Source organism: Dyella mobilis (genome assembly GCF_016904945.1).
GTDB lineage: Bacteria > Pseudomonadota > Gammaproteobacteria > Xanthomonadales > Rhodanobacteraceae > Dyella_B > Dyella_B mobilis.
Genome location: NZ_JADIKF010000040.1, coordinates 845,186 through 863,230 on the forward strand (window position 1 = coordinate 845,186; position 18,045 = coordinate 863,230).

Below are 18,045 nucleotides of genomic sequence, written 5' to 3' on the forward strand. Positions count from 1 at the left end.
GCCGCGTGGCCGCTCAACGAAGTTCGATGATCGACCAGCCTTCAAACAAGACGCGAATTCTGTCCGGCTCGATGCTGAGAATGCGAGCCATGGTGGAATCGCTCCCATCGCTGTTGCACAAAGCCAGCGCGGTTAAAACCCTGGGGCTTGCCAGGCGCATGTTTTCCGCCGTGAACTGCTTCTTTCCGCTCAAGCCCTGGCTCAGTTCCGAAGCAAGCTGACGAGTTTCCAGGGTCGCATACTGAAAGTGGACGGTTCCGCTGCACGGGTCCAGAAACGGAGCGCTGAACTGGTTGTTCGACAGCGTCACCGCCGTCCCTACCTGTGCCTTGATGAAATCGCTGACCAGCGCCGCGCATCCCACCGGGCAATAACCGTCTGCCACGACCCATCGGGTTTTGGCGAATGCGCCAGTCGGTGCTGCGTTTTGCGCCAGAGCGCTGCAAGACGCGGCGAGCGCGACGGTGAACAAAAGCCAGCACACAAATACGCCGACCGTTGCGGATAACCGTGGCATATCTGCACTCCTCGTCCTTGGGCGGCTTGCACGAAGCCGAAGTCTGTTCCGAATGATTTTCCAAATGAGGCTGCTTCAGCGTTCCGAAGCCCTGCTGGGTCGCCAATCTAGATGAGAAAAACGAAAAGCGTCAACGCGCCAGCCAGCGCTGCAAACATCCGCCGCGACTGCGAATCGGAAACAGCGGCACCGATTTTCCCTGGAGATAAATACTGAACCCGGTTCTGCAGTCAATCCCCGGAAAGTTGGAATCATCCTTGCAACGATGCCGCAGACGTGTTCCGACGCTTCGACAGCCTGAACATCAGCTTGCGCTGACATGACGGCGAAATGCTCGGAAAAATTCCCGGCCGTTTGAGGCGTGCCCCCGTTTTTTTTGCCGGTTTGATCCGACAAAAACGCCTGGGACACGCCCAGGCTGCCTCGCTTTCTCAATCAATGCCAGGATGTCATCCATGCCAAATTGCGGCAGTTTCACGACCTGCCGGGCACCAAACTGACTCAAACAGCCCCCTTTAGTGCGGGCCACATCCGCCGATAACTCACGCTCAGAGCTAAAAGCCGCCCCTGCATTCCCCCATGCACAGCACCTATAACCCCTTCTTCGTCGCGATGTCGCTCGCGGTGGCCACGTTTGCGTCTTACACGGCGCTCGATCTGGCAAGCCGCATTTCCTTGCTGAAGCATTCGGCCGGCCGGCACGCGTGGCTGGCCGGAGGCGCAACGGCCATGGGGGTGGGCATCTGGTCGATGCACTTCGTCGCCATGCTGGCGTTCTCGCTGCCGATTCCGCTCGGTTACGACCCGGCCATTACCGGCTATTCGCTGCTGATCGCGATTTTCGTTTCGTGGTTTGCGCTCTATGTCGTGACCCGGTCGACGCTGGGACTGCGTGATATCGCAGTGGGCGGGGTGCTGATGGGCCTTGGCATTGCCGGCATGCATTACACCGGCATGGCGGCCCTGCGCATGGAACCTGGCATTGATTACGATCCGCTGCTTTTCGCGGCATCGATCGTCGTCGCCATCGTGGCATCGACAGCGGCGCTGTGGATCGCGCGCATGCTGAGCGATGCGAGGCTGCACAACGTCATCGCCAAGCGTGTGGGCGCCGCACTGGTGATGGGCCTTGCGATCACCGGCATGCACTACACCGGCATGGCGGCAGCCAACTTCATGCCGGGATCGATATGCGGCGCCACGCATGGGGTGGATGCGCACTGGCTGGCGACGACGATCTCGCTATTCACCTTCGCCATCCTCACCGTCACGCTGATCCTTTCCCGCTTTGACGTGAGGACAGCGCTGCTGGCCGGCTCGGTCACCCAGCTCAACGACCAGATCGTGCGCATGGCCAATCACGACGCGCTCACCGACCTGCCGAACCGCTGGGCGCTGGTCGAGCGCATTGATGCCGCCGTGCGTACGGCAAAGCGCATGCAGACGGCTTTCGCCGTGCTGTTCATGGATCTGGACGGCTTCAAGACCATCAACGACTCGCTCGGACATTCCGCCGGCGATGAAGTCCTGAAGGCCTTCGCGCGGCGACTGCTGCAATGCGTGCGCGACGGCGATACCGTCGCCCGGCTCGGCGGCGACGAATTCGTCGTGCTGATGGAAAACCTCGAATCGCCGGACGACGCGCAAGACGTGGCGCAAGACGTCATCGACCGCATGGAACGCGGACATTGGCACGACGGGCAATCCATTCAGGCGGTGCCGAGCGTGGGCATCGCGTTGTTTCCACGCGACGGCGAAACGGCCGACACCCTGCTGAAAAACGCCGATGCGGCGATGTATGAAGCCAAGCGTGCCGGCCGGGCGACGTGGCGTTTCTTCGAGGCCAGCATGAACGCCGCGGCGATGCGCACGCTGCAGATCCAGAACGCCATGCGTGCCGCCTTCGACGAAGGTTATTTTTCGCTGCGCTTCCAGCCCAAGTTCCGCGGCACCACCAACGAGCTGGTGGGCGCCGAGGCGCTGATCCGGCTACATCATCCGGAACTCGGCCTGCTGATGCCGTCGGAATTCATCCCCACCGCCGAACGTTCGGGCCAGATCGTGCAGATCGGGCAATGGGTAGTGCGCGAAACCTGCCGGCAGATCCGGCATTGGCAAACGATGGGCCTGTCGTCCATGAAAGTGGCGGTGAACCTTTCGCCGCGCCAGATCGCGCAGCCGGACCTCGTCGACACCATGATCGATATCGTGCGCGCCGAGCACGTGCGTTGCGACCAGATCATTTTCGAGATCACCGAAGCGGTGGCCATGCACGATGCGCAGAAGACCGTGGAGATGATCCAGGCCTTCCAGCGGGCCGGTTTCGAAATCGCCATCGACGACTTCGGCACCGGCTATTCCAGCCTCGCGTATCTGGAACGCTTCCGCGCCAAGCAACTGAAAATCGATCGCTTTTTTACCAGCGGCCTGGACGCGCAAGGCAATGAAAGCCGGGCAATCGTCTCGGCCATCATCGCCCTCGCCCATTCGCTGAACATGGAAGTGGTGGCCGAAGGCGTGGAGACCCAGTCGCAGCTGACCGAGCTGCAAATCATGGAGTGCGACCAGATGCAGGGCTATTTGCTCGGCAAGCCGCTGACGGCCTCCGCGTTTGGCGCCTTGCTGGAAGAACAGCTGGCGTCTTGAGCCGCCACAACCGATCACCCCTTGCCGTGCTCCGCAAGAGCAACGGCCTGCCCCGGGCAAATGGGGATGGGAGATGCCTGGCTTTTGCGCAGATCCATGCCGCGCTCCGGCCCTCCCCCAACCACGTGCCGTTGGTCCGAGAGGCGCTCGGGCGTCCACTCGCATCGGGCGACGGACCGGCCCACACCATTTTCTAAACGTTCCGCATCGATGGCGGCTACATTCTGTGAAGCTCGCGAAACACACGTGTTGCGCCGCGCAAAGGCGAACACGTGCCTCTTGGAAAGCCATCGCACTAGGTTCATAGTTACACCCGACGACGCGCCCGGTGCGGAGTCGTCGACAGGGAAAAAACCGGACGCGAGTTGGCTAATAGCGTACTCGTCGAAGGAGAATGACCATGCGATATACCCTGTTCCAAAGCCGCAAAGACGAAGTGCTGCTGATCGCCCGCATCCTATTGATGATCCTGTTCGTGCTCTTCGGCTGGGACAAATTCATCAACTTTTCGGGCACCGCTTCCTACATGGAATCCGTAGGCCTGCCCTTGCCCACTTTTGCCGCGCTCATCGCGCTGGTCATGGAATTCGCCGTGGGTATCGCCATCGTGCTGGGCTATTACACGCGCCCGCTGGCCTTGCTGCTTGCAATCTACACGCTGGTCACCGCCTTGATCGGGCACCGCTACTGGCTGGTCACCGACAATCCGCTGGCACGCATCGACGTGATGATCAACTTCTACAAGAATTTCAGCATTACCGGCGGCCTGCTGCTGCTGTGCATAACCGGCCCGGGAAAATATTCCCTCGACAAGCGCTAGCCTGCCCTTTCGCTCAATAGGAAAACGACAACGTACTCATCCACGTCAAAGCCGGTGCCTGCTTTGGCGTGGGAATGGGGTTGACCGTGTAGCTGAGCTGATTGGACAGATAAATGCCGCGCGACACCCGATAGACATAAGACAGCGCATAGTTGCGGCTGAAGTCCGTCGCCGTGATCCCGTTTGCCTGCTGCACGTGCTGGAACGAGCGACTCAACCGGTCGAAGGTATAACCCAGCGCGACCACGTCATAAGACCGATCAAGCGGGCCCAGTAAATAAAGCGTGAGACCCGCATCGCCTGCGTAGACATTGCGGTCGGGCGGCGCATAGTCGGCCTTGGCGTTGATGTACAGCCCGCGAAACGGTTGCGTGCTGTCGGTTTGCAGCAATTGACGGTCGCCCACCAGATAGTAGGCATAGTTGCTGTCGGCGTAGCCTCCGTGAAAATCGGGAAAATGGCTCTGGTTGTACATCACGCCCTGGCGCAGCCACGTCATGTCCTGCTGCGGGGCGGCATCGGTCTGATATCCCACCTCGTTGATGAAGAGTCCTTTCGCACCTGGAATGTGCCACTTCAAGCCAAGAAAATTATTGCTATCCCAATCCGCCTGCGGGCCGTCAGGGTCCACGCTGCGCGTCACGCCGAAGCGCTCGTAAAAATGCTTGTCGGGCGACGCCAGCCGCAGATTGATCTCGGGCGCCGTCTTGTTGAAGATGAAGCCGACTTCATACGGAATGGAACTGCCGACACCGGCCGGCGACGTGGTCGAATTGGTGCCCAGAGAAAACCCGTAGAACTGGTTGCCAAGTTCCTCGAAACCGTATTGCAGCTGCACGCGCCCGTCGTTGAAACGCTGGCTGACATACAGGCTATTGATGGCGAAACCGGTGGGATTTTCCCCTGCATAGGAAAAAACTGCACATTCGCGTTCATGACCAACTGCGAAGCACCTGCAAAACCTATCCGTGTCAGATCGTACGTCGCCGTGACAATCGCATTCGCGCGATAAGTAGGGTCCTGCCCGATATAGAGCTGGGGATGGGCCTGGTGATTGAACAGGCCGAAGGTTCCGCCAAACGAAAGACCACCCTGGATCAGCCAGCCGTGATCGGCCAGGTCCTGGCGCAATTTGCCCATGCCCGGCGACATGGTTTCGCAGGTGCTGATGGCTGGATTGGTCGTGCCCTGCGGCTGCAAGCCGTCGTATCGATGGCACGCAGGAATATCGGCCGTGAAGTTTGCTTCGGCCGTATCCGCAGGAATGATCAGACTGGCCCACGCGTCATCGCCGAAAAACGAGGACGCAAGCACCAAGCCTGCGACAAGCATGAACGCAGGGCGATAATTTTTGATTGGCATAACGACCTTTCGCATCCGCCTGTTCAGCCGATGCAAAAGTGGGGAAGTTGTCGTGAAGGGACTTACCGTTGTCTGCCAAGTTAATGCTCACCCGAGCGAGATATACAGTGCCAGATGGCATAGATCGTTCAGTAATTTAAACCTCTGCCGCGACGAAAAGGGGCCGGGTATTTCCCGGCCCCGCTGCTTCAAGAACCGCTGGAGCAGGTAACGCCCACTTCATCGAACGCGTCGATCACATCCTTGCGGTTGTAGCCGTAGAGTGTCGCGGCATTTTCAACGCCGCAAGCACCGGAATCGAATGTTTCGGTGGGGCCCCAATACGCGGCGTTGGCATAGGTAAACACCTCGAATGCCTTGCGCGTATTCCAACCTGGCGAAGTCGCCAGCAAACAGAACGCTTTGTTATAGACCCCGCTGCTGTAGTGCGGATCCATGCCTTCGACATAGTCTTTCGCGTGTTCGATAGAGTAACCATCGCGGTTTGGCGTACACATGTAACGGAAAGCGTCGCCATATACAGAGCCGCGCTTGACCACATCCCAGCCCACGACAAAATCGTTGTCGCCACGGTCGTAGAACTTGGCCGCTTCGCCCGCCATATCCGAGAAGGCTTCGTTCATGCCGCCGGACTGGTTTTCATACTCCAGTCCCGAGCGCTGCTCGGTAAACCCGTGGCTGACCTCGTGCGACGTAACGTCCAGCGCCACCACCGGATACAAATTGGCCCCACCGTCACCAAAGTACATATTGCCGCCGGCCCAATGCGCACCCTCGAAGCCATCCAGATAATGCACCAACAGATTCATGCGATCGGCAAGTGGTGGGGTCTGAAACCACTCGGCATACATGTTGTAAACCACGGTGGCGAAGTAGTGGGCATCGTTAATCGGCGAGGCCGCGCCGTTGATGGCGTCGCCCTGGCTGGTAGGACAGGTGAAATTCCACAACACCGCTTTCGTTACATCGTCTTGCTGATGCATGTCGAAAGTCGCTACGGCCGAGTTGTACATTTGGCAGGTGCTGCCGCTTTGCGTCACCACCATGGCCGGGCGATCGACGCCATATTGATAAAACCCAGCCTTTTCGTTGCCCCCAGGACCGACCGCCGAAGCGTTATCGCGGGTCAAACCATCCCACTCGCGAATGACGGTGCCATGGTCGGCATCCACCAAGGCAGTAGGACGGTGTGGCTGCTTGCCGCCGACATAATAGGAAAGGTGATACATCCATTGAGCGCGCCCATCAGTGTTGAAATACACATACAGTTTCGACTGTTCGAGGCTGGCCTTTGCAACATCGGGATGGCTAGCTTTCCAGCGCGCCATGGCCTGCTGCTCGCTCAAGCGAGGCTTGACCGAAGGCAAATCGGCATCGATGCCCTGCAGCACCCTGCCCGATGCACGCAGTGCGCGCCCCTGGCCGTCTTTGATCACAGTAACGACCTGCCCATACACGGGTACGCCGCGATAGGTTTGGCGCATACGGACCAAACTCTCGCCATTCTTCACCGGCAGCGACGAGACCTCCTGTAACGCGTTCTGCGCCGACAGGCCGAACGATGCCGAGATGGAGTTGGCCGAGATGGCAGGCAATTGCGTCACATCAACGGATTGCTCGTGAGCGGCATAAGCACAGCTACTGGCAAACAGGCCTGCCATGGCGGAAAAAAACACGGTGGACTTGAGTTTCATAGGTGAAGCTCCTTTAAGAAAGGCGCGGACATCCGCCGGTTCCCTGCCGGCGCAACGCATGCCGCGTAGAAAGAACCAGCCCATGGCGATCCCCGGCGCTAACGTGTAGAGCAAAACCCTGCGCAAGCTCGCGCGACCGGACTGGCGTTGCCATTCCCTGCAACGACTCCCATCGTAGAGAGGCACATTCAAGGCATAAGTAAGTCAATGCAGATGCTCCCAACCGGCATTTTTCCTGATGACTGCCATCCATCACCGGACATCGTTCGTCATGAAGGACTACAACCAATAGAGGCATTCACCCAGCAATCAGCCCCTTTCCCTTGTCTTGGAAAACGCCCGCATTTGCGCGCGCACTCCGATGGAGCGCGCGCGCAAACCCTTTAGTTGACAAAATCCTGATAGACGACAGGGGATACATTGCCCGCGATATCAAAACCCTTTGCACAGAATCGCCAGGGGGCCTCTGCCTTGTTCAGCCTCACCCCTGGAAAGATCGGGCTTGGCGTGAAAAATCCCTCAGGATCGTCGCAATCGGTTTCGGCCAGGGGGCCATATTTGATGGTGCGGGTAAAGACATCGTACAAGTCGTCTTCCGCGTAAGCGATCCAGAACGTATCGCTTTCATCAAAACGCAGACGTGGCGTCGAGACAGGCGGAGTATTATCGATTTGATGCAACATGAAACTTGCATAAGCCGGCTCTTGCCACTTGTCCTGGCCGGCTTGCCTGGCAATCACACAGATTTTATAAATACCCTCCGCAGACGGAATTGCAAGGTTTTTCAGCGGCTGCTCTGCTGCATCGATGGTATCTCCGTAACCGTCGATACCCGCGCAACTCGTGCGATCGGCCAACCCAGTCTTGTATCGAACCTGCTGCGATTCCTCGCCAATGGTCAGGTTCCACGGTGCAGGCACCCTCGTGCCATCACCATCGTCGACCGTTCTTTGGGTGGCCCAATAGGCGTGCAATTTTCGCGTCAGCGTGGCGCCATCACCCGGGTCCAACTTGGAGAGATCCAACTTGCTGTCGGCCGTGAGCGCTTGCGCAATGACATCGATGGGAATGTAGTAGCTGACACCTTCGCGTATGAGCCCTGCCTTCCCCTCGAGTTCGCATGGCCGATTTAAACCGCACCCGTTGCGACTGGGATCGACGGTGGTATTGATCACGCCAACCACTTCATTCTGGTTTTGCAGTACAACGGGGGACCCGGAAGATCCGCCTCGGATGCCTTGACACAGATTGGGAACCGCCTCGCTCCAAAGCCAAGGATACAACGATTCGAAGATGGTTCGCCGCGTATCCGCATGGCAGTTGGACAGACGCAGGAATCGTTCGTAGACCGGAATGTCCTGGATCGGAACGTGAGCCACCTGGATGCCAGCGGTAGGCTCCGGCTGCGTCGCGTAAAGGTGCATGGGATATACATCCACAGCTGCCAGATCGGCGTACGTCGCACCCAGCTCCAATACCGCCAAATCAACGTTTTTCATCGTGGCATAGGCGATACGGCGAACTGCGAAAGAACGATGCTGCGGCCCGTTATCCACAAAATAGGCTGGCGTAAAGGTCCAGTTATTGGGAGCCGCCTCATTCACTAGCACCTTGTTGGTATCGAAGCTCCCTACGCAGTGCCCCGCGGTCAGAACAAGAGCGGACGCACTGTCCGCTGGCAGATGAGCCCCTGCGATCAGCGTGGCCGTACATTGACTGCTGGCTGACAGCTTCCCCACCGGTCTGAAGCGTTCCGCTCCCGGATCAGTAGAGAGCAAAAGTGGTGCTTCGTTTTCGTTTGATGTCGGCGCGACGTGCGTTGAGGCATGAGCGCCGACCTGCGGCAATGCGGCAATGACGAATGTGGCGAGCAGATGGCTGATAGGTTTTGACATGGTAAAACTCCTCGTGCAAGCACAGTGTTCGCAAAAATCGGACTCCCCTTTTTTGTTCCGATCTCAGAGTCGAACATGCACGTGCATCAGGAAAGATGCCGAACCTTCATTTTCTGTCGGGCATTTCTCGGCTCTTGTAGGCATCGCGCGACATTGAGTGGACTGAATGATCGGCAGTCGATCGATGGCCACAGTTGCCGACGCGCGTTCATGGCGAAAAGCTGGCAGCGCACAGCCAAGCTCGCCCTGCTTGCACGAAGAGGGACTGCACCGGCGAGCAGCCGGTGATGCCGGGAATTTTTCAGTATCTCCGCCGACGGAGATCGATTATTGCCTGGAGTTTGCTCGCAGGGTTCGATAGGAATCGGCGACCACCCACCCACTGGCGGTCAAAACCCACGACACGACGCTTTCGCTGCCTTGATAGGCGTTGGCACCCGAGATCAAAATAGGCACCCAGACCAGCAGCGTGAAACCTGCCATCTGCCACGCCGAGAGCGCAGCCGCCCAGCACGCGCGGATGCCGATCAACATCGCAACACCCGAAGCCACATAGGCTCCGCCGGTAAAACCAGCCCACGTCGCGTGCCACGGCAGCCACGACGGAACCAGCTGCACGGTCTCCTTGAAATAGCGAAAGTGCCCTATGCCGAAGTAGATCATCGCCAGCGCATAGAACACCCTGGCAATACGCACACCGTTATCGCCGGTGATGAAATGCAAGGGCAGCGTCACTTTCCAACTCGTCGAAAACCGCGCGAACAACACCCAGGCAGCGGCCACATAGACCGCGCACTCGGCGCTGCCGTACCAGGGGTCATCCGCGGCGGCGGAGAAGAAATCCGGCACCCGATACAACAGTAACCAGACCAGAAAGTACGCGAGCAAAACAAGAGCCGCTTCGACGCGTTGCCAAAGCAGGCCCACGCCGCATGCCAACGTAACACCCGCACACAGATAGGCCAGCACCGGATGACTGGGCGCGCTCAAGTCCAGCGGTTGCCAAAGCGCGGCGAAATGACCGGTAACCAGGCACTGGATGCCCAGTGCGATCATGGTGACTGAGAAAACGGCGTGACCTGCACTTGCGATGCGCATTCACCCACCTCCGATCCGCTTATTGAGCCACCTGATGAGCAAGGTGGATAGCGTAGGCCAGATACGCCGCCGTGCCCACCACCGGCATGCCGTACCACCAATACGACGCAGCGCCGCGGCGGCGCCAATGCAGATAGATCACGATCAGCCCGCTCACTACGCAAAGCGCGGGCAGCAGGAAAATACTCAGATTCAAAATGCCGGTTTCGACCGTGCCGGCATCGGCAATGCTGCTCGCCGAAAAGACCACGAGCATGAACAGAAAAGGCGCCAACATCAGCTGCACAATCGTGCCCAGCACCGTCCATACGACTGACATGTCTGCCTGCCTCTCCGTTTGATTGCCATCGATTGTCGTTGAAGCCCGCTATCGAAACCAACCCGGTTTGCGCAGGGTCAAGGCCCTGGGCTTCTGCCACCAACCTACCCTTGCCAGTCGATCTCGCCCTATTACTTGGCCGTCCGATGCGCCAACGTGATGGCGTAAACCAGGTACAACACCGTCGCCACCACGGGCATCGCATACCACCAGTACGACTCCGCACCGCCGCCGTGCCAATGCAGGAATATCACGATGAGCGCACTCAGCGCGCTGATCGCCGGCAGTGCAAATATGCACAAATTCAGCAGGCCCGTGTGGAACTTGCCGAGCGAGCCATCGTTGCCGATGCTGCTCGCCGAAAAAACGACCACCATAAACAGGAATGGGACCAGCCCCATCTGCACAATCGTACCCAACAGGGTCCACCCGAGCGTCATGCCTGCTCCCCTCTCCGTTTTGTCAGGTCTGATTATTGGAAAACCGCACCGCCGGAACCCAGCGTCAATCAGCTGCCTTTGTAAAAGATGAAATTGCCCTGGTGCAGCCGTTTCGAATCCGCATCCATGGAAAAAGCCAATTGCTTGGCCATGTCTTCCAGCATGTCATCGGGTGACGTGAGATGCGTCTTCGAACGCTCCTGATACGTGTACGTCACCACCGCCTGCCCGTTGGAAGTATTGAGCACACGCACCGAGATACCTGCACGATTGGCGTGAAGCGCCAGGTGTCCGGTCTGGTAATAATCCTGCACCTCGCCATTCATGACATAGCGATAGCCTTTTGCCTTGGCATACGCGACCGCAGCACCGTCGCTAAGCGGCGCCTTGGCCCCTACCGGCCGCGGCAGCGAAACAGCATGCATGCCCGGCTTTTGCGCAAGCACGCGAACGAAAATGGAGCCCGCCGCCAACCCGGAACCGTCGCAGCTGGCCTGGTCGGCAATCTGGCAGTCGCTGAACATCACCACGGCCACCGTGCTCCCGTGGGGAATGCGATGGATCACCGTGATGGACGGATCGGTGGTGGCGCATCCGGCCAGGATCAACACCGCGGCCAACAGGGTGCTTGCACGCAGGGTCATGGTTGACGCTCTCCAGGCTTCGGCAAGAATGACGGTCAAAGGGTAAGGACATCGCTTCTTTGGCCAGTGTAAATAGAAACGGCCTGGAGCTCCACGCACCGCCGCAGCCTGGATCGCCCTATATCGGCACCCAGCGACCGCAGACCGCAAGGAGAGGCGATCTCCGGTCGGGTATTAAACACAGGCCTTGCCGACGATCATTCCGATTAAACCGCATGGCGCTATACGCACGATGAAAATCGCCTTGCCGCCATCGTCGATACACCCGGAAAGACAAATCGATGCCGGCAAGCCGGATCTACTCTTCTTCGGCATCGCCGGCCCGCTCCGACGACAAACCCGGCACCGCCCTACGCTTGCTCCTCTTTCCGGAGGTGAGTCGATCCGACCACTCGAAATAAATACGAAGACCCTCCTTGCTGCTCGTGCAAAACCACTCGTGGAGATCAGTCGAATTGACCCGTTCGGAATATTCGAACTTCTCCTGTTCGCCCTGGTCGCCAGTGAAAAAATTCATCACCACGGGGTTTCGAAAAATACCCTGGTCACGCACCGAAGCCAGCACGTGGAGCACCGCATCGACGAAGGCATCCCTCGCATCCACATAGGCCGCTTCCGAACCAGTGTCGGCGGATCCCCAGTATTTGCGAACGAGCTTATCGACCTCCTCGATGCCCTCCACATCGGCGAGCGCTTCGTGTCTTGGAGAATCGAACGCACTCCATCGCAACTGCGTGCGAAAATCGATATCCGATACATCCACGGGCTCATCGCCAAATTGCATCTCGCCGTATCCCTTGGCCACTTCACTCAATCCCGCCTCGGTCAGTACCGCGGGAAAAACATATTTCCAATCGCCGTCCGTAATGATCGCGAAGCCATAGATGTCCTCGTCGCCATATTGTTCGACGGCCAGCCTCGCTGCACGAAGCGCCACCTGCTCGAATTTGGTGCGAAAGTCGGCAAGCATCGCGGTATAAGCGCGCCTTCTTGCATCGACAGCCGTCATCACGGTCGAGCGATAGTAGCGATGTGCGTCGCCGAAGTTGATGATCTCAGAAATGCGCAGACTGAACTCGAGATCGTGACTCTTCGAGAAAACATTGAACGCCACGCACCTGCGCAAGACGCCTTGTTTTCTCACCCGGTCCAGGGCTTCCATCAAAGCCGCTCTCAAATGAAGCGCGACCTCGTTGTAATCTTCACTGGTTTCTATGTTCGCGGTTTTCCACAACCGGCTCAACGATTTCTGCAGCACTTCCAATTCCGGGCTTTTGGCGAGCGCTTTGTGCGAGGGCAAATCCGAGTATTTCCATCGCAGCCAGACTGCCAGGGCTTCGGGACTCTGCCAGATGCGCTTTAAACGCGGCTTCGCCCAGCGCTCCTCGACGAGGCTATTCAGCGCCACCTCGGTCATCACCGTTGCGGAGACACGCTTGTAATTTTCATTGAGGCAAAAGGCAAAGGCGTAGATGCCTTCTTCACCGTATTCGCTCAATACCCGTGTAGCCATCTGCATGGCAACGGTTTCTGCCGTGGACTTGAATGCTTCGAACGCCTGCCTGTCCAATGGGTTCCGTGGCAAATTCGTTACCTCTCCCATCTTTAAACTCCCTTTTAAAAATAGCGGTCGGTTGGACTATAAATCACTCGTCTGGCCGCTCAAAGCCTATCCACTTGCGCAACCTGATTAGATGAATGTCCCTCATCATTGGCGTCCGCATTGGCCCGACTTATCTCATCGGGAGGCCGGTGGCACCCGATCGCCACACGCATCAGGCCGTCGGGCTTCCCGCCCTCCCACAGGCAGGCCCGGCCCTTTCCAACGATTATTCGCCTACCGGGTATTTTGCCTACGCCAGCTTGCTATGCTTGGCCGGTACGGCGCGGGGGCGCCGCTCACCGGGGAGCACCATGGCAACACGATCCAGGGGACCGTCAGCCGGCTTCGGCTGGCTCAATCGCGGCTTCAGCGCAGCCTTTAGCCATCCAAAACCACTTTTCGGCGCTGCCGCACTCGTAACACTGGTGGCTATGCTTCCGACGCTCATCACGGCGCCCATGCAATTTCATTCGCTCTTTGCCGGCACGGCGCTACAGCCAAACGCCTTCGGCTGGATCATGTGGTTATCCATGCTCGTCGGCTTGCTTGTCCTGCCACTGTACGCGGGCTACCTGCAGATCATCGACACCACGGTACGAGGTCAGGCAATCAGGGTAAGCAATGTCTTCCGACCCTATCGAGACGGCTTGGCATTGCGTGTAATCGGCTTTGGCATTGCCATGTTGGTGGTTTACAGCGCCATACTCGCCCTCATCCTGTTCACGGTTGGGAGCAGTGTCGCCGAGTGGTACGTGCAGGCGCTTAGCGCGAAGCTCAATCACCAGCCACCCCCAACGACCTTGCCAAGCGGCTTCGGCATCACGTTTCTGCTCTGCTTGCTCTGCGGCACGCTGATGATGGGTGTCTATTCGATCGGCCTTGGACAAGTGGCTCTTCAAAACCGCAGCGTGGTGGGCGCCATCGCTGATGGCGCTACCGGCGCACTGAAGAACATCCTGCCATTGTTCATGCTTCTGCTGGGCCTGATCCTCGCCGGCATCGTTGTCGGTATCGGCTTTGCGGTCGCCTTCCTGCTCATTGCCCTGATTGGCAAGCTGATCAGCCTGTGGCTCATGCCTGTACTCATCTTCGCGCTCTATGTTGCAGTGATCCTCGTTGTGTTCACGATCATGTATGGGGTGATGTATCAATTGTGGCGGGACGTATGCGGTGACGACCGCGTGACGGGAACGACGGAATCAGTCGCCGCCTGATAGGCCGCCTTCGGCTCGTAGGTGGCCACGGCCGCCCATCCCACGAGAAGGCCGGAACGTAGCGAGCAGCGCTCAGCTACTTCCGGCCTTTTTACTGCGCCAACCTCGGATCGGAGGCGCCCGGCACGAACCTGACCGGTATTTCGAATCAAGGTACCGAGGCTGGAATATCTCCCCAAGCCCTTCGATTTAGGCACTACCCCATCCCACGGCGCCACCTCCCACCGTGACATTAGTGGCATTGGAACTCCTCCAGGACACCCGCTAGCATCGTGCCACTCGAGCAAGACGCTCAATCCACGAGAAAGGGGAAGCCATGTTTTCGATCCGCAAGGCAGTGCTCGCCGCGCTGTGCCTGTACCCGCTCGGCGCACTGGCCGCCGATCCGACACCCAACTTCAACAGTCCCGACGGGCAGTATCTGGACTGGCTGGACCACAGCGTAAAACCCGGTACCGACTTCTTCCATTTCGCCAACGGCAGCTGGCTCAAGGCCAACCCGATTCCGGCGGATCGATCCGAATGGGGCGCCTACGTCGCGCTCGACCTGCAGAACCAGCGCTATATCCACGACATGGTGGAAAAGGCCAGCCAGGACACGGCGGCCGCAGCGGGCAGCGCCGAAAAGAAAGTCGGCGACTTCTATGCCAGCGGCATGGATGAAAAGACCATCGACAGCGCGGGCATCAAGCCGCTGCAACCGGAACTGGATCGCATCGCGGCCATCAGCTCCGTAGCGCAATTGCAGGACGAGTTCGCGCACCTGACGATGATCGGCGTCGCCGCACCGTTTGCGCTGGCGCAGATGCAGGACTTCAAAGACAGCAGCAAAGTCATCGCGGTCGTCATGCAGGCCGGCCTCGGCCTGCCCGACCGTGATTTCTACGTGGAAGGCGGCGCCAACAATGAGCACATCCGCAAGGAATATGTGCCACACGTGGCGCGCACTTTCCAGTTGCTGGGCGATAGCGCATCCGTTGCGGACGCCGAAGCCAAGACCGTGATGGCCCTGGAAATCAGCCTGGCCAAGGCATCCATGACCGATGTGGCCATGCGCGATCCACATGCGGTCTATCACCTGATGGACGTGGCAAGCGCCAATGCGCTGACGCCCAAGTTGCACTGGCAGGCCGTGATGACTGGGGTCGGTCATCCGGAAATTCAGAACTTCAATGTCGCCACGCCGGATTTCTTCAAAGCAGTCAACGACAAGCTGACCAGCGTTTCGCTCGACGACTGGAAAACCTATCTGCGCTGGCAGCTGGTGCAAACCTACGAGCCCTATCTGTCCAAGCCGTTTGCCGACGAAGGCTTCCGCATGTCGTCCGTGCTGAGCGGCGAGCAGCAGCAGAAGCCCCGCTGGCAGCGCGTGCTTCGCGCCGAAGATGGCGCGCTCGGCTTTGCCATCGGCAAGGTCTATGTGGATCAGAAATTCCCGCCGGCGTACAAGCAGGCGGCCACCCAGATGGTCAACCAGATCCGCGACGCCCTGCGCCAGGATCTGAAAACCCTTTCGTGGATGACCCCGGCCACGCGCGAAGCGGCCGTGAAGAAGCTCGACATGATGGAGCTGCGCGTCGGCTATCCGGACAAATGGCGCGACTACTCCACGCTGCAGATCGACCGCGGCCCGTATGTGCTCAACGTGATGCGTGCCACCACATTCGAACAGCAGCGCGAGCTGGCAAAGATCGGCAAGCCGGTCGACCGCAGCGATTGGGACATGACCCCGCAGACGGTCAATGCGTACTACGACCCGTCCATGAACAGCCTCAATATTCCCGCCGGCATCCTGCAACCGCCGTCTTACGATCCGTCCTGGCCTGACGCCGTGAACTACGGCAATACAGGCGCCACGATCGGGCATGAAATGACCCACGGCTTCGACGACCAGGGCGCACAGTTCGATGGGCACGGCAACCTGAAAAACTGGTGGTCGCCGGCGGACCTGAAGAAATTCCAGGTCGCCGTGAAATGCGTGGCCGATCAATACTCGCAATACACCGTGGACGGCGGGGTGCACGTGCAAGGCAAACTGGTCACCGGCGAGGCGATCGCCGACCAGGGCGGACTGATCCTGGCACTGCGTGCCTTCCATGCTCAGCCCGGCTACGCCAGCGCCAAGACCATCGACGGCTTCACCCCGGACCAGCAGTTCTTTATCGCCTACGCCCATTCCTGGGCCATGGCCACGCGTCCAGAAACCGCCAAAACCCGCGTCACCACCGATCCGCATCCGCCGGAAATCTACCGCACCAACGGCGTGCTGGCCGATATTCCGGAATTCCAGAAGGCATTCGGCATCGTGCCGCCGAGCCCGATGGTGAAGAAGGATCGGTGTGTGATTTGGTAAGACGGAGAGAGTTCCAGGAAAAGGCCGAAGGTGGCAGGCGATGGCGGCCACCTTCGGCCAAGAGGGATACCCACGAGATGCTTCACCACAGCGAAGCAGGTCAAACTGGGATCCAGTAATTTCGATGCAAATCCCAGCTTCGCTGGGATGACGGCGAGGCGATGGTAAAGGTCGCTAACTGTCTGACACACGCGTGTATTCGCACTACTGCGCAGACCAGATGGCGTAGACCACAAATGCCCAGCTATAAGTCGTCGCCGCTATTGGCAAGTTAAACACATAGTAGAAAAGTGCCGATCCTGCGATCCATCCAAGCCAATATTTTGCGACGGAAACCCAACCAAGCTTGCTGTAATAGAGCGCCGTGAAAACGATCATACCTGCAAGGGAAAGAATACTCATTGGCGATTACTCCCTGTAAACAAAAATGAATCGGAAGCGAGACTGCTCCGACAACGAAAGCGATCCATGCAGTTAGTCGCCATATCCGCCTAAACCCCGCCACCAGCCTCGCTTGCTTCCGTCAAAAGCATCTCATAAAGATCAAGCCGACCTTTGGTGCGCATACCCCACCATGCAAGAAGGTACATGAGCAGAAGCATCCACAACAGAAGACCGCCGACCAGGTGGATGTGGTTGAGCGCATCCGCCCAGCCATTGAACGACCAATCCTTCAGCTGCAAATACAGCACGGCTAAAAGAGGCAGAACACCCAGCTTTTCGGTGCTTCCGATAATCAGGCCATAGCGGTATAAGAACGTAGCTTTGCGATCGCGCACATAGCGCAATTGGTTTCCCAGTTCGGTCGCGGGAAACTCCCGGAACTTATCGATCAGGGAGCGATATTGCGGATAGAGGTTGTCGAGATCGATCGCAAATTCGCGGTGCTGGCGCTTCAAGTAACGCCAAGCTCGATACCCGCTACTCGCGTAGATCAACGCAACGCAAATCCAATCCGCGATAATGCCCACGCGTAAGATCGACACGCCAACCTGATTGCGTAGCAGCAGCGCGACCAGAATTGCCGCCCCGCCAATAATTACCGCCGCCGCCATCGCATACCGCTCCAGGCGCGTGGTGACCGGTTCATCCGCGCCCTTGGCAAGTTCTTCAAGACGGGCCTCCAGCCACGCAAAGCTAAATAGCTTTGGCACAGCGGTATCCGATGCAGCCTGCTCCGCTGAAGCCGCAACGGCCACTTGCACAGACTCATCCACCCCCAGCCCCCTCGTCCCTGTCTAGCTTCTACGATAATCGAAACACCGGCCTATTTCATGGATGCGCCGCAATAGGTTTGGTAGAAGGAAAAAGCTGGATAGGTTCATTGGCAACGGGCGGCACGTGAAGGCGCCCCTGATTAGGCACAAAGCCGACGGAGAACCCATCTCAAGGAAGCCGGAAAATGAAAAGAAAACGGGCCGAAGCGGGTCAATCTCATTT

Annotated in this window: 16 protein-coding genes; 5 read left to right on the plus strand and 11 right to left on the minus strand. The window is 58.4% G+C overall.

The window, feature by feature from the left end; all coding sequences use genetic code 11:
• Positions 1-13: 13 nt before the first annotated feature.
• Positions 14-472 (minus strand): hypothetical protein, encoded by a 459-nt coding sequence (locus ISS99_RS20150; protein ID WP_204633393.1) that lies wholly within the window; start codon positions 470-472, stop codon positions 14-16.
• A 624-nt stretch (positions 473-1,096) separates the two neighbouring features.
• Here ISS99_RS20150 and ISS99_RS20155 point away from each other — a divergent pair.
• A complete protein-coding gene (locus tag ISS99_RS20155) occupies positions 1,097-3,163 on the plus strand; it encodes a putative bifunctional diguanylate cyclase/phosphodiesterase (protein WP_204633394.1) in 2,067 nt (688 codons plus the stop codon).
• A gap of 400 nt (positions 3,164-3,563) precedes the next feature.
• Positions 3,564-3,983 carry a DoxX family protein gene (locus ISS99_RS20160; RefSeq protein WP_239538225.1) on the plus strand — a complete coding sequence of 140 codons (420 nt, stop codon included), beginning with the start codon at positions 3,564-3,566 and terminating at the stop codon, positions 3,981-3,983.
• Positions 3,984-3,996: 13 nt separating this feature from the next.
• Here ISS99_RS20160 and ISS99_RS20165 read toward each other — a convergent pair whose 3' ends face one another.
• Positions 3,997-5,115, minus strand: a complete 1,119-nt coding sequence (locus tag ISS99_RS20165) for a carbohydrate porin (protein WP_338081597.1) — start codon at positions 5,113-5,115, stop codon at positions 3,997-3,999.
• Between ISS99_RS20165 and ISS99_RS20170 the strand changes: the two genes are divergently transcribed.
• The gene (locus ISS99_RS20170; RefSeq protein ID WP_204633396.1) at positions 5,025-5,429 is read left to right on the plus strand and encodes a hypothetical protein; all 405 of its coding nucleotides are present in this window, start codon (positions 5,025-5,027) and stop codon (positions 5,427-5,429) included. The two genes, ISS99_RS20165 and ISS99_RS20170, sit on opposite strands and share 91 nt — an antisense overlap.
• Before the next feature lie 104 nt (positions 5,430-5,533).
• Here the strand turns inward: ISS99_RS20170 and ISS99_RS20175 are convergent, their stop codons facing one another.
• The 7 genes from ISS99_RS20175 to ISS99_RS20205 form a co-directional block, all read right to left on the minus strand.
• Positions 5,534-7,123 (minus strand): M4 family metallopeptidase, encoded by a 1,590-nt coding sequence (locus ISS99_RS20175; protein WP_204633397.1) that lies wholly within the window; start codon positions 7,121-7,123, stop codon positions 5,534-5,536.
• Between the two features lie 299 nt (positions 7,124-7,422).
• The gene (locus ISS99_RS20180; RefSeq protein ID WP_204633398.1) at positions 7,423-8,934 is read right to left on the minus strand and encodes a trypsin-like serine peptidase; all 1,512 of its coding nucleotides are present in this window, start codon (positions 8,932-8,934) and stop codon (positions 7,423-7,425) included.
• 327 nt (positions 8,935-9,261) lie between these two features.
• On the minus strand, positions 9,262-10,032 hold the full coding sequence (locus ISS99_RS20185; protein WP_204633399.1) for a DoxX family protein: 771 nt from the start codon (positions 10,030-10,032) through the stop codon (positions 9,262-9,264).
• Between the two features lie 19 nt (positions 10,033-10,051).
• Positions 10,052-10,351, minus strand: a complete 300-nt coding sequence (locus ISS99_RS20190) for a hypothetical protein (RefSeq protein ID WP_204633400.1) — start codon at positions 10,349-10,351, stop codon at positions 10,052-10,054.
• A 131-nt stretch (positions 10,352-10,482) separates the two neighbouring features.
• Positions 10,483-10,791 carry a hypothetical protein gene (locus ISS99_RS20195; protein ID WP_204633401.1) on the minus strand — a complete coding sequence of 103 codons (309 nt, stop codon included), beginning with the start codon at positions 10,789-10,791 and terminating at the stop codon, positions 10,483-10,485.
• 68 nt (positions 10,792-10,859) lie between these two features.
• Positions 10,860-11,435 (minus strand): hypothetical protein, encoded by a 576-nt coding sequence (locus tag ISS99_RS20200; RefSeq protein ID WP_204633402.1) that lies wholly within the window; start codon positions 11,433-11,435, stop codon positions 10,860-10,862.
• A 298-nt stretch (positions 11,436-11,733) separates the two neighbouring features.
• The gene (locus tag ISS99_RS20205; RefSeq protein ID WP_204633403.1) at positions 11,734-13,038 is read right to left on the minus strand and encodes a DUF4303 domain-containing protein; all 1,305 of its coding nucleotides are present in this window, start codon (positions 13,036-13,038) and stop codon (positions 11,734-11,736) included.
• Between the two features lie 311 nt (positions 13,039-13,349).
• Between ISS99_RS20205 and ISS99_RS20210 the strand changes: the two genes are divergently transcribed.
• Positions 13,350-14,252 carry a hypothetical protein gene (locus tag ISS99_RS20210; protein ID WP_204633404.1) on the plus strand — a complete coding sequence of 301 codons (903 nt, stop codon included), beginning with the start codon at positions 13,350-13,352 and terminating at the stop codon, positions 14,250-14,252.
• Between the two features lie 316 nt (positions 14,253-14,568).
• Positions 14,569-16,605 (plus strand): M13 family metallopeptidase, encoded by a 2,037-nt coding sequence (locus tag ISS99_RS20215; protein WP_204633405.1) that lies wholly within the window; start codon positions 14,569-14,571, stop codon positions 16,603-16,605.
• A 204-nt stretch (positions 16,606-16,809) separates the two neighbouring features.
• Here the strand turns inward: ISS99_RS20215 and ISS99_RS20220 are convergent, their stop codons facing one another.
• Positions 16,810-17,007: a hypothetical protein gene (locus tag ISS99_RS20220; protein WP_204633406.1), complete on the minus strand. Its 198-nt coding sequence runs from the start codon at positions 17,005-17,007 to the stop codon at positions 16,810-16,812.
• Positions 17,008-17,096: 89 nt separating this feature from the next.
• Entirely contained in the window at positions 17,097-17,810 is a 714-nt protein-coding gene (locus ISS99_RS20225) for a hypothetical protein (RefSeq protein WP_204633407.1), read from the minus strand.
• Positions 17,811-18,045: the final 235 nt, after the last annotated feature.

What these genes read in the sequence shown, in the direction of transcription:
- ISS99_RS20190 (WP_204633400.1), bottom strand. Translation starts at nt 10,351, where the DNA reads ATGTCAGTCGTATGGACGGTGCTGGGCACGATTGTGCAGCTGATGTTG.
- ISS99_RS20185 (WP_204633399.1), bottom strand. Translation starts at nt 10,032, where the DNA reads ATGCGCATCGCAAGTGCAGGTCACGCCGTTTTCTCAGTCACCATGATC.
- ISS99_RS20200 (WP_204633402.1), bottom strand. Translation starts at nt 11,435, where the DNA reads ATGACCCTGCGTGCAAGCACCCTGTTGGCCGCGGTGTTGATCCTGGCC.
- ISS99_RS20175 (WP_204633397.1), bottom strand. Translation starts at nt 7,123, where the DNA reads ATGGGCTGGTTCTTTCTACGCGGCATGCGTTGCGCCGGCAGGGAACCG.
- ISS99_RS20155 (WP_204633394.1), top strand. Translation starts at nt 1,097, where the DNA reads ATGCACAGCACCTATAACCCCTTCTTCGTCGCGATGTCGCTCGCGGTG.
- ISS99_RS20195 (WP_204633401.1), bottom strand. Translation starts at nt 10,791, where the DNA reads ATGACGCTCGGGTGGACCCTGTTGGGTACGATTGTGCAGATGGGGCTG.
- ISS99_RS20180 (WP_204633398.1), bottom strand. Translation starts at nt 8,934, where the DNA reads ATGTCAAAACCTATCAGCCATCTGCTCGCCACATTCGTCATTGCCGCA.
- ISS99_RS20215 (WP_204633405.1), top strand. Translation starts at nt 14,569, where the DNA reads ATGTTTTCGATCCGCAAGGCAGTGCTCGCCGCGCTGTGCCTGTACCCG.
- ISS99_RS20220 (WP_204633406.1), bottom strand. Translation starts at nt 17,007, where the DNA reads ATGAGTATTCTTTCCCTTGCAGGTATGATCGTTTTCACGGCGCTCTAT.
- ISS99_RS20205 (WP_204633403.1), bottom strand. Translation starts at nt 13,038, where the DNA reads ATGGGAGAGGTAACGAATTTGCCACGGAACCCATTGGACAGGCAGGCG.
- ISS99_RS20170 (WP_204633396.1), top strand. Translation starts at nt 5,025, where the DNA reads ATGGGCCTGGTGATTGAACAGGCCGAAGGTTCCGCCAAACGAAAGACC.
- ISS99_RS20160 (WP_239538225.1), top strand. Translation starts at nt 3,564, where the DNA reads ATGCGATATACCCTGTTCCAAAGCCGCAAAGACGAAGTGCTGCTGATC.
- ISS99_RS20210 (WP_204633404.1), top strand. Translation starts at nt 13,350, where the DNA reads ATGGCAACACGATCCAGGGGACCGTCAGCCGGCTTCGGCTGGCTCAAT.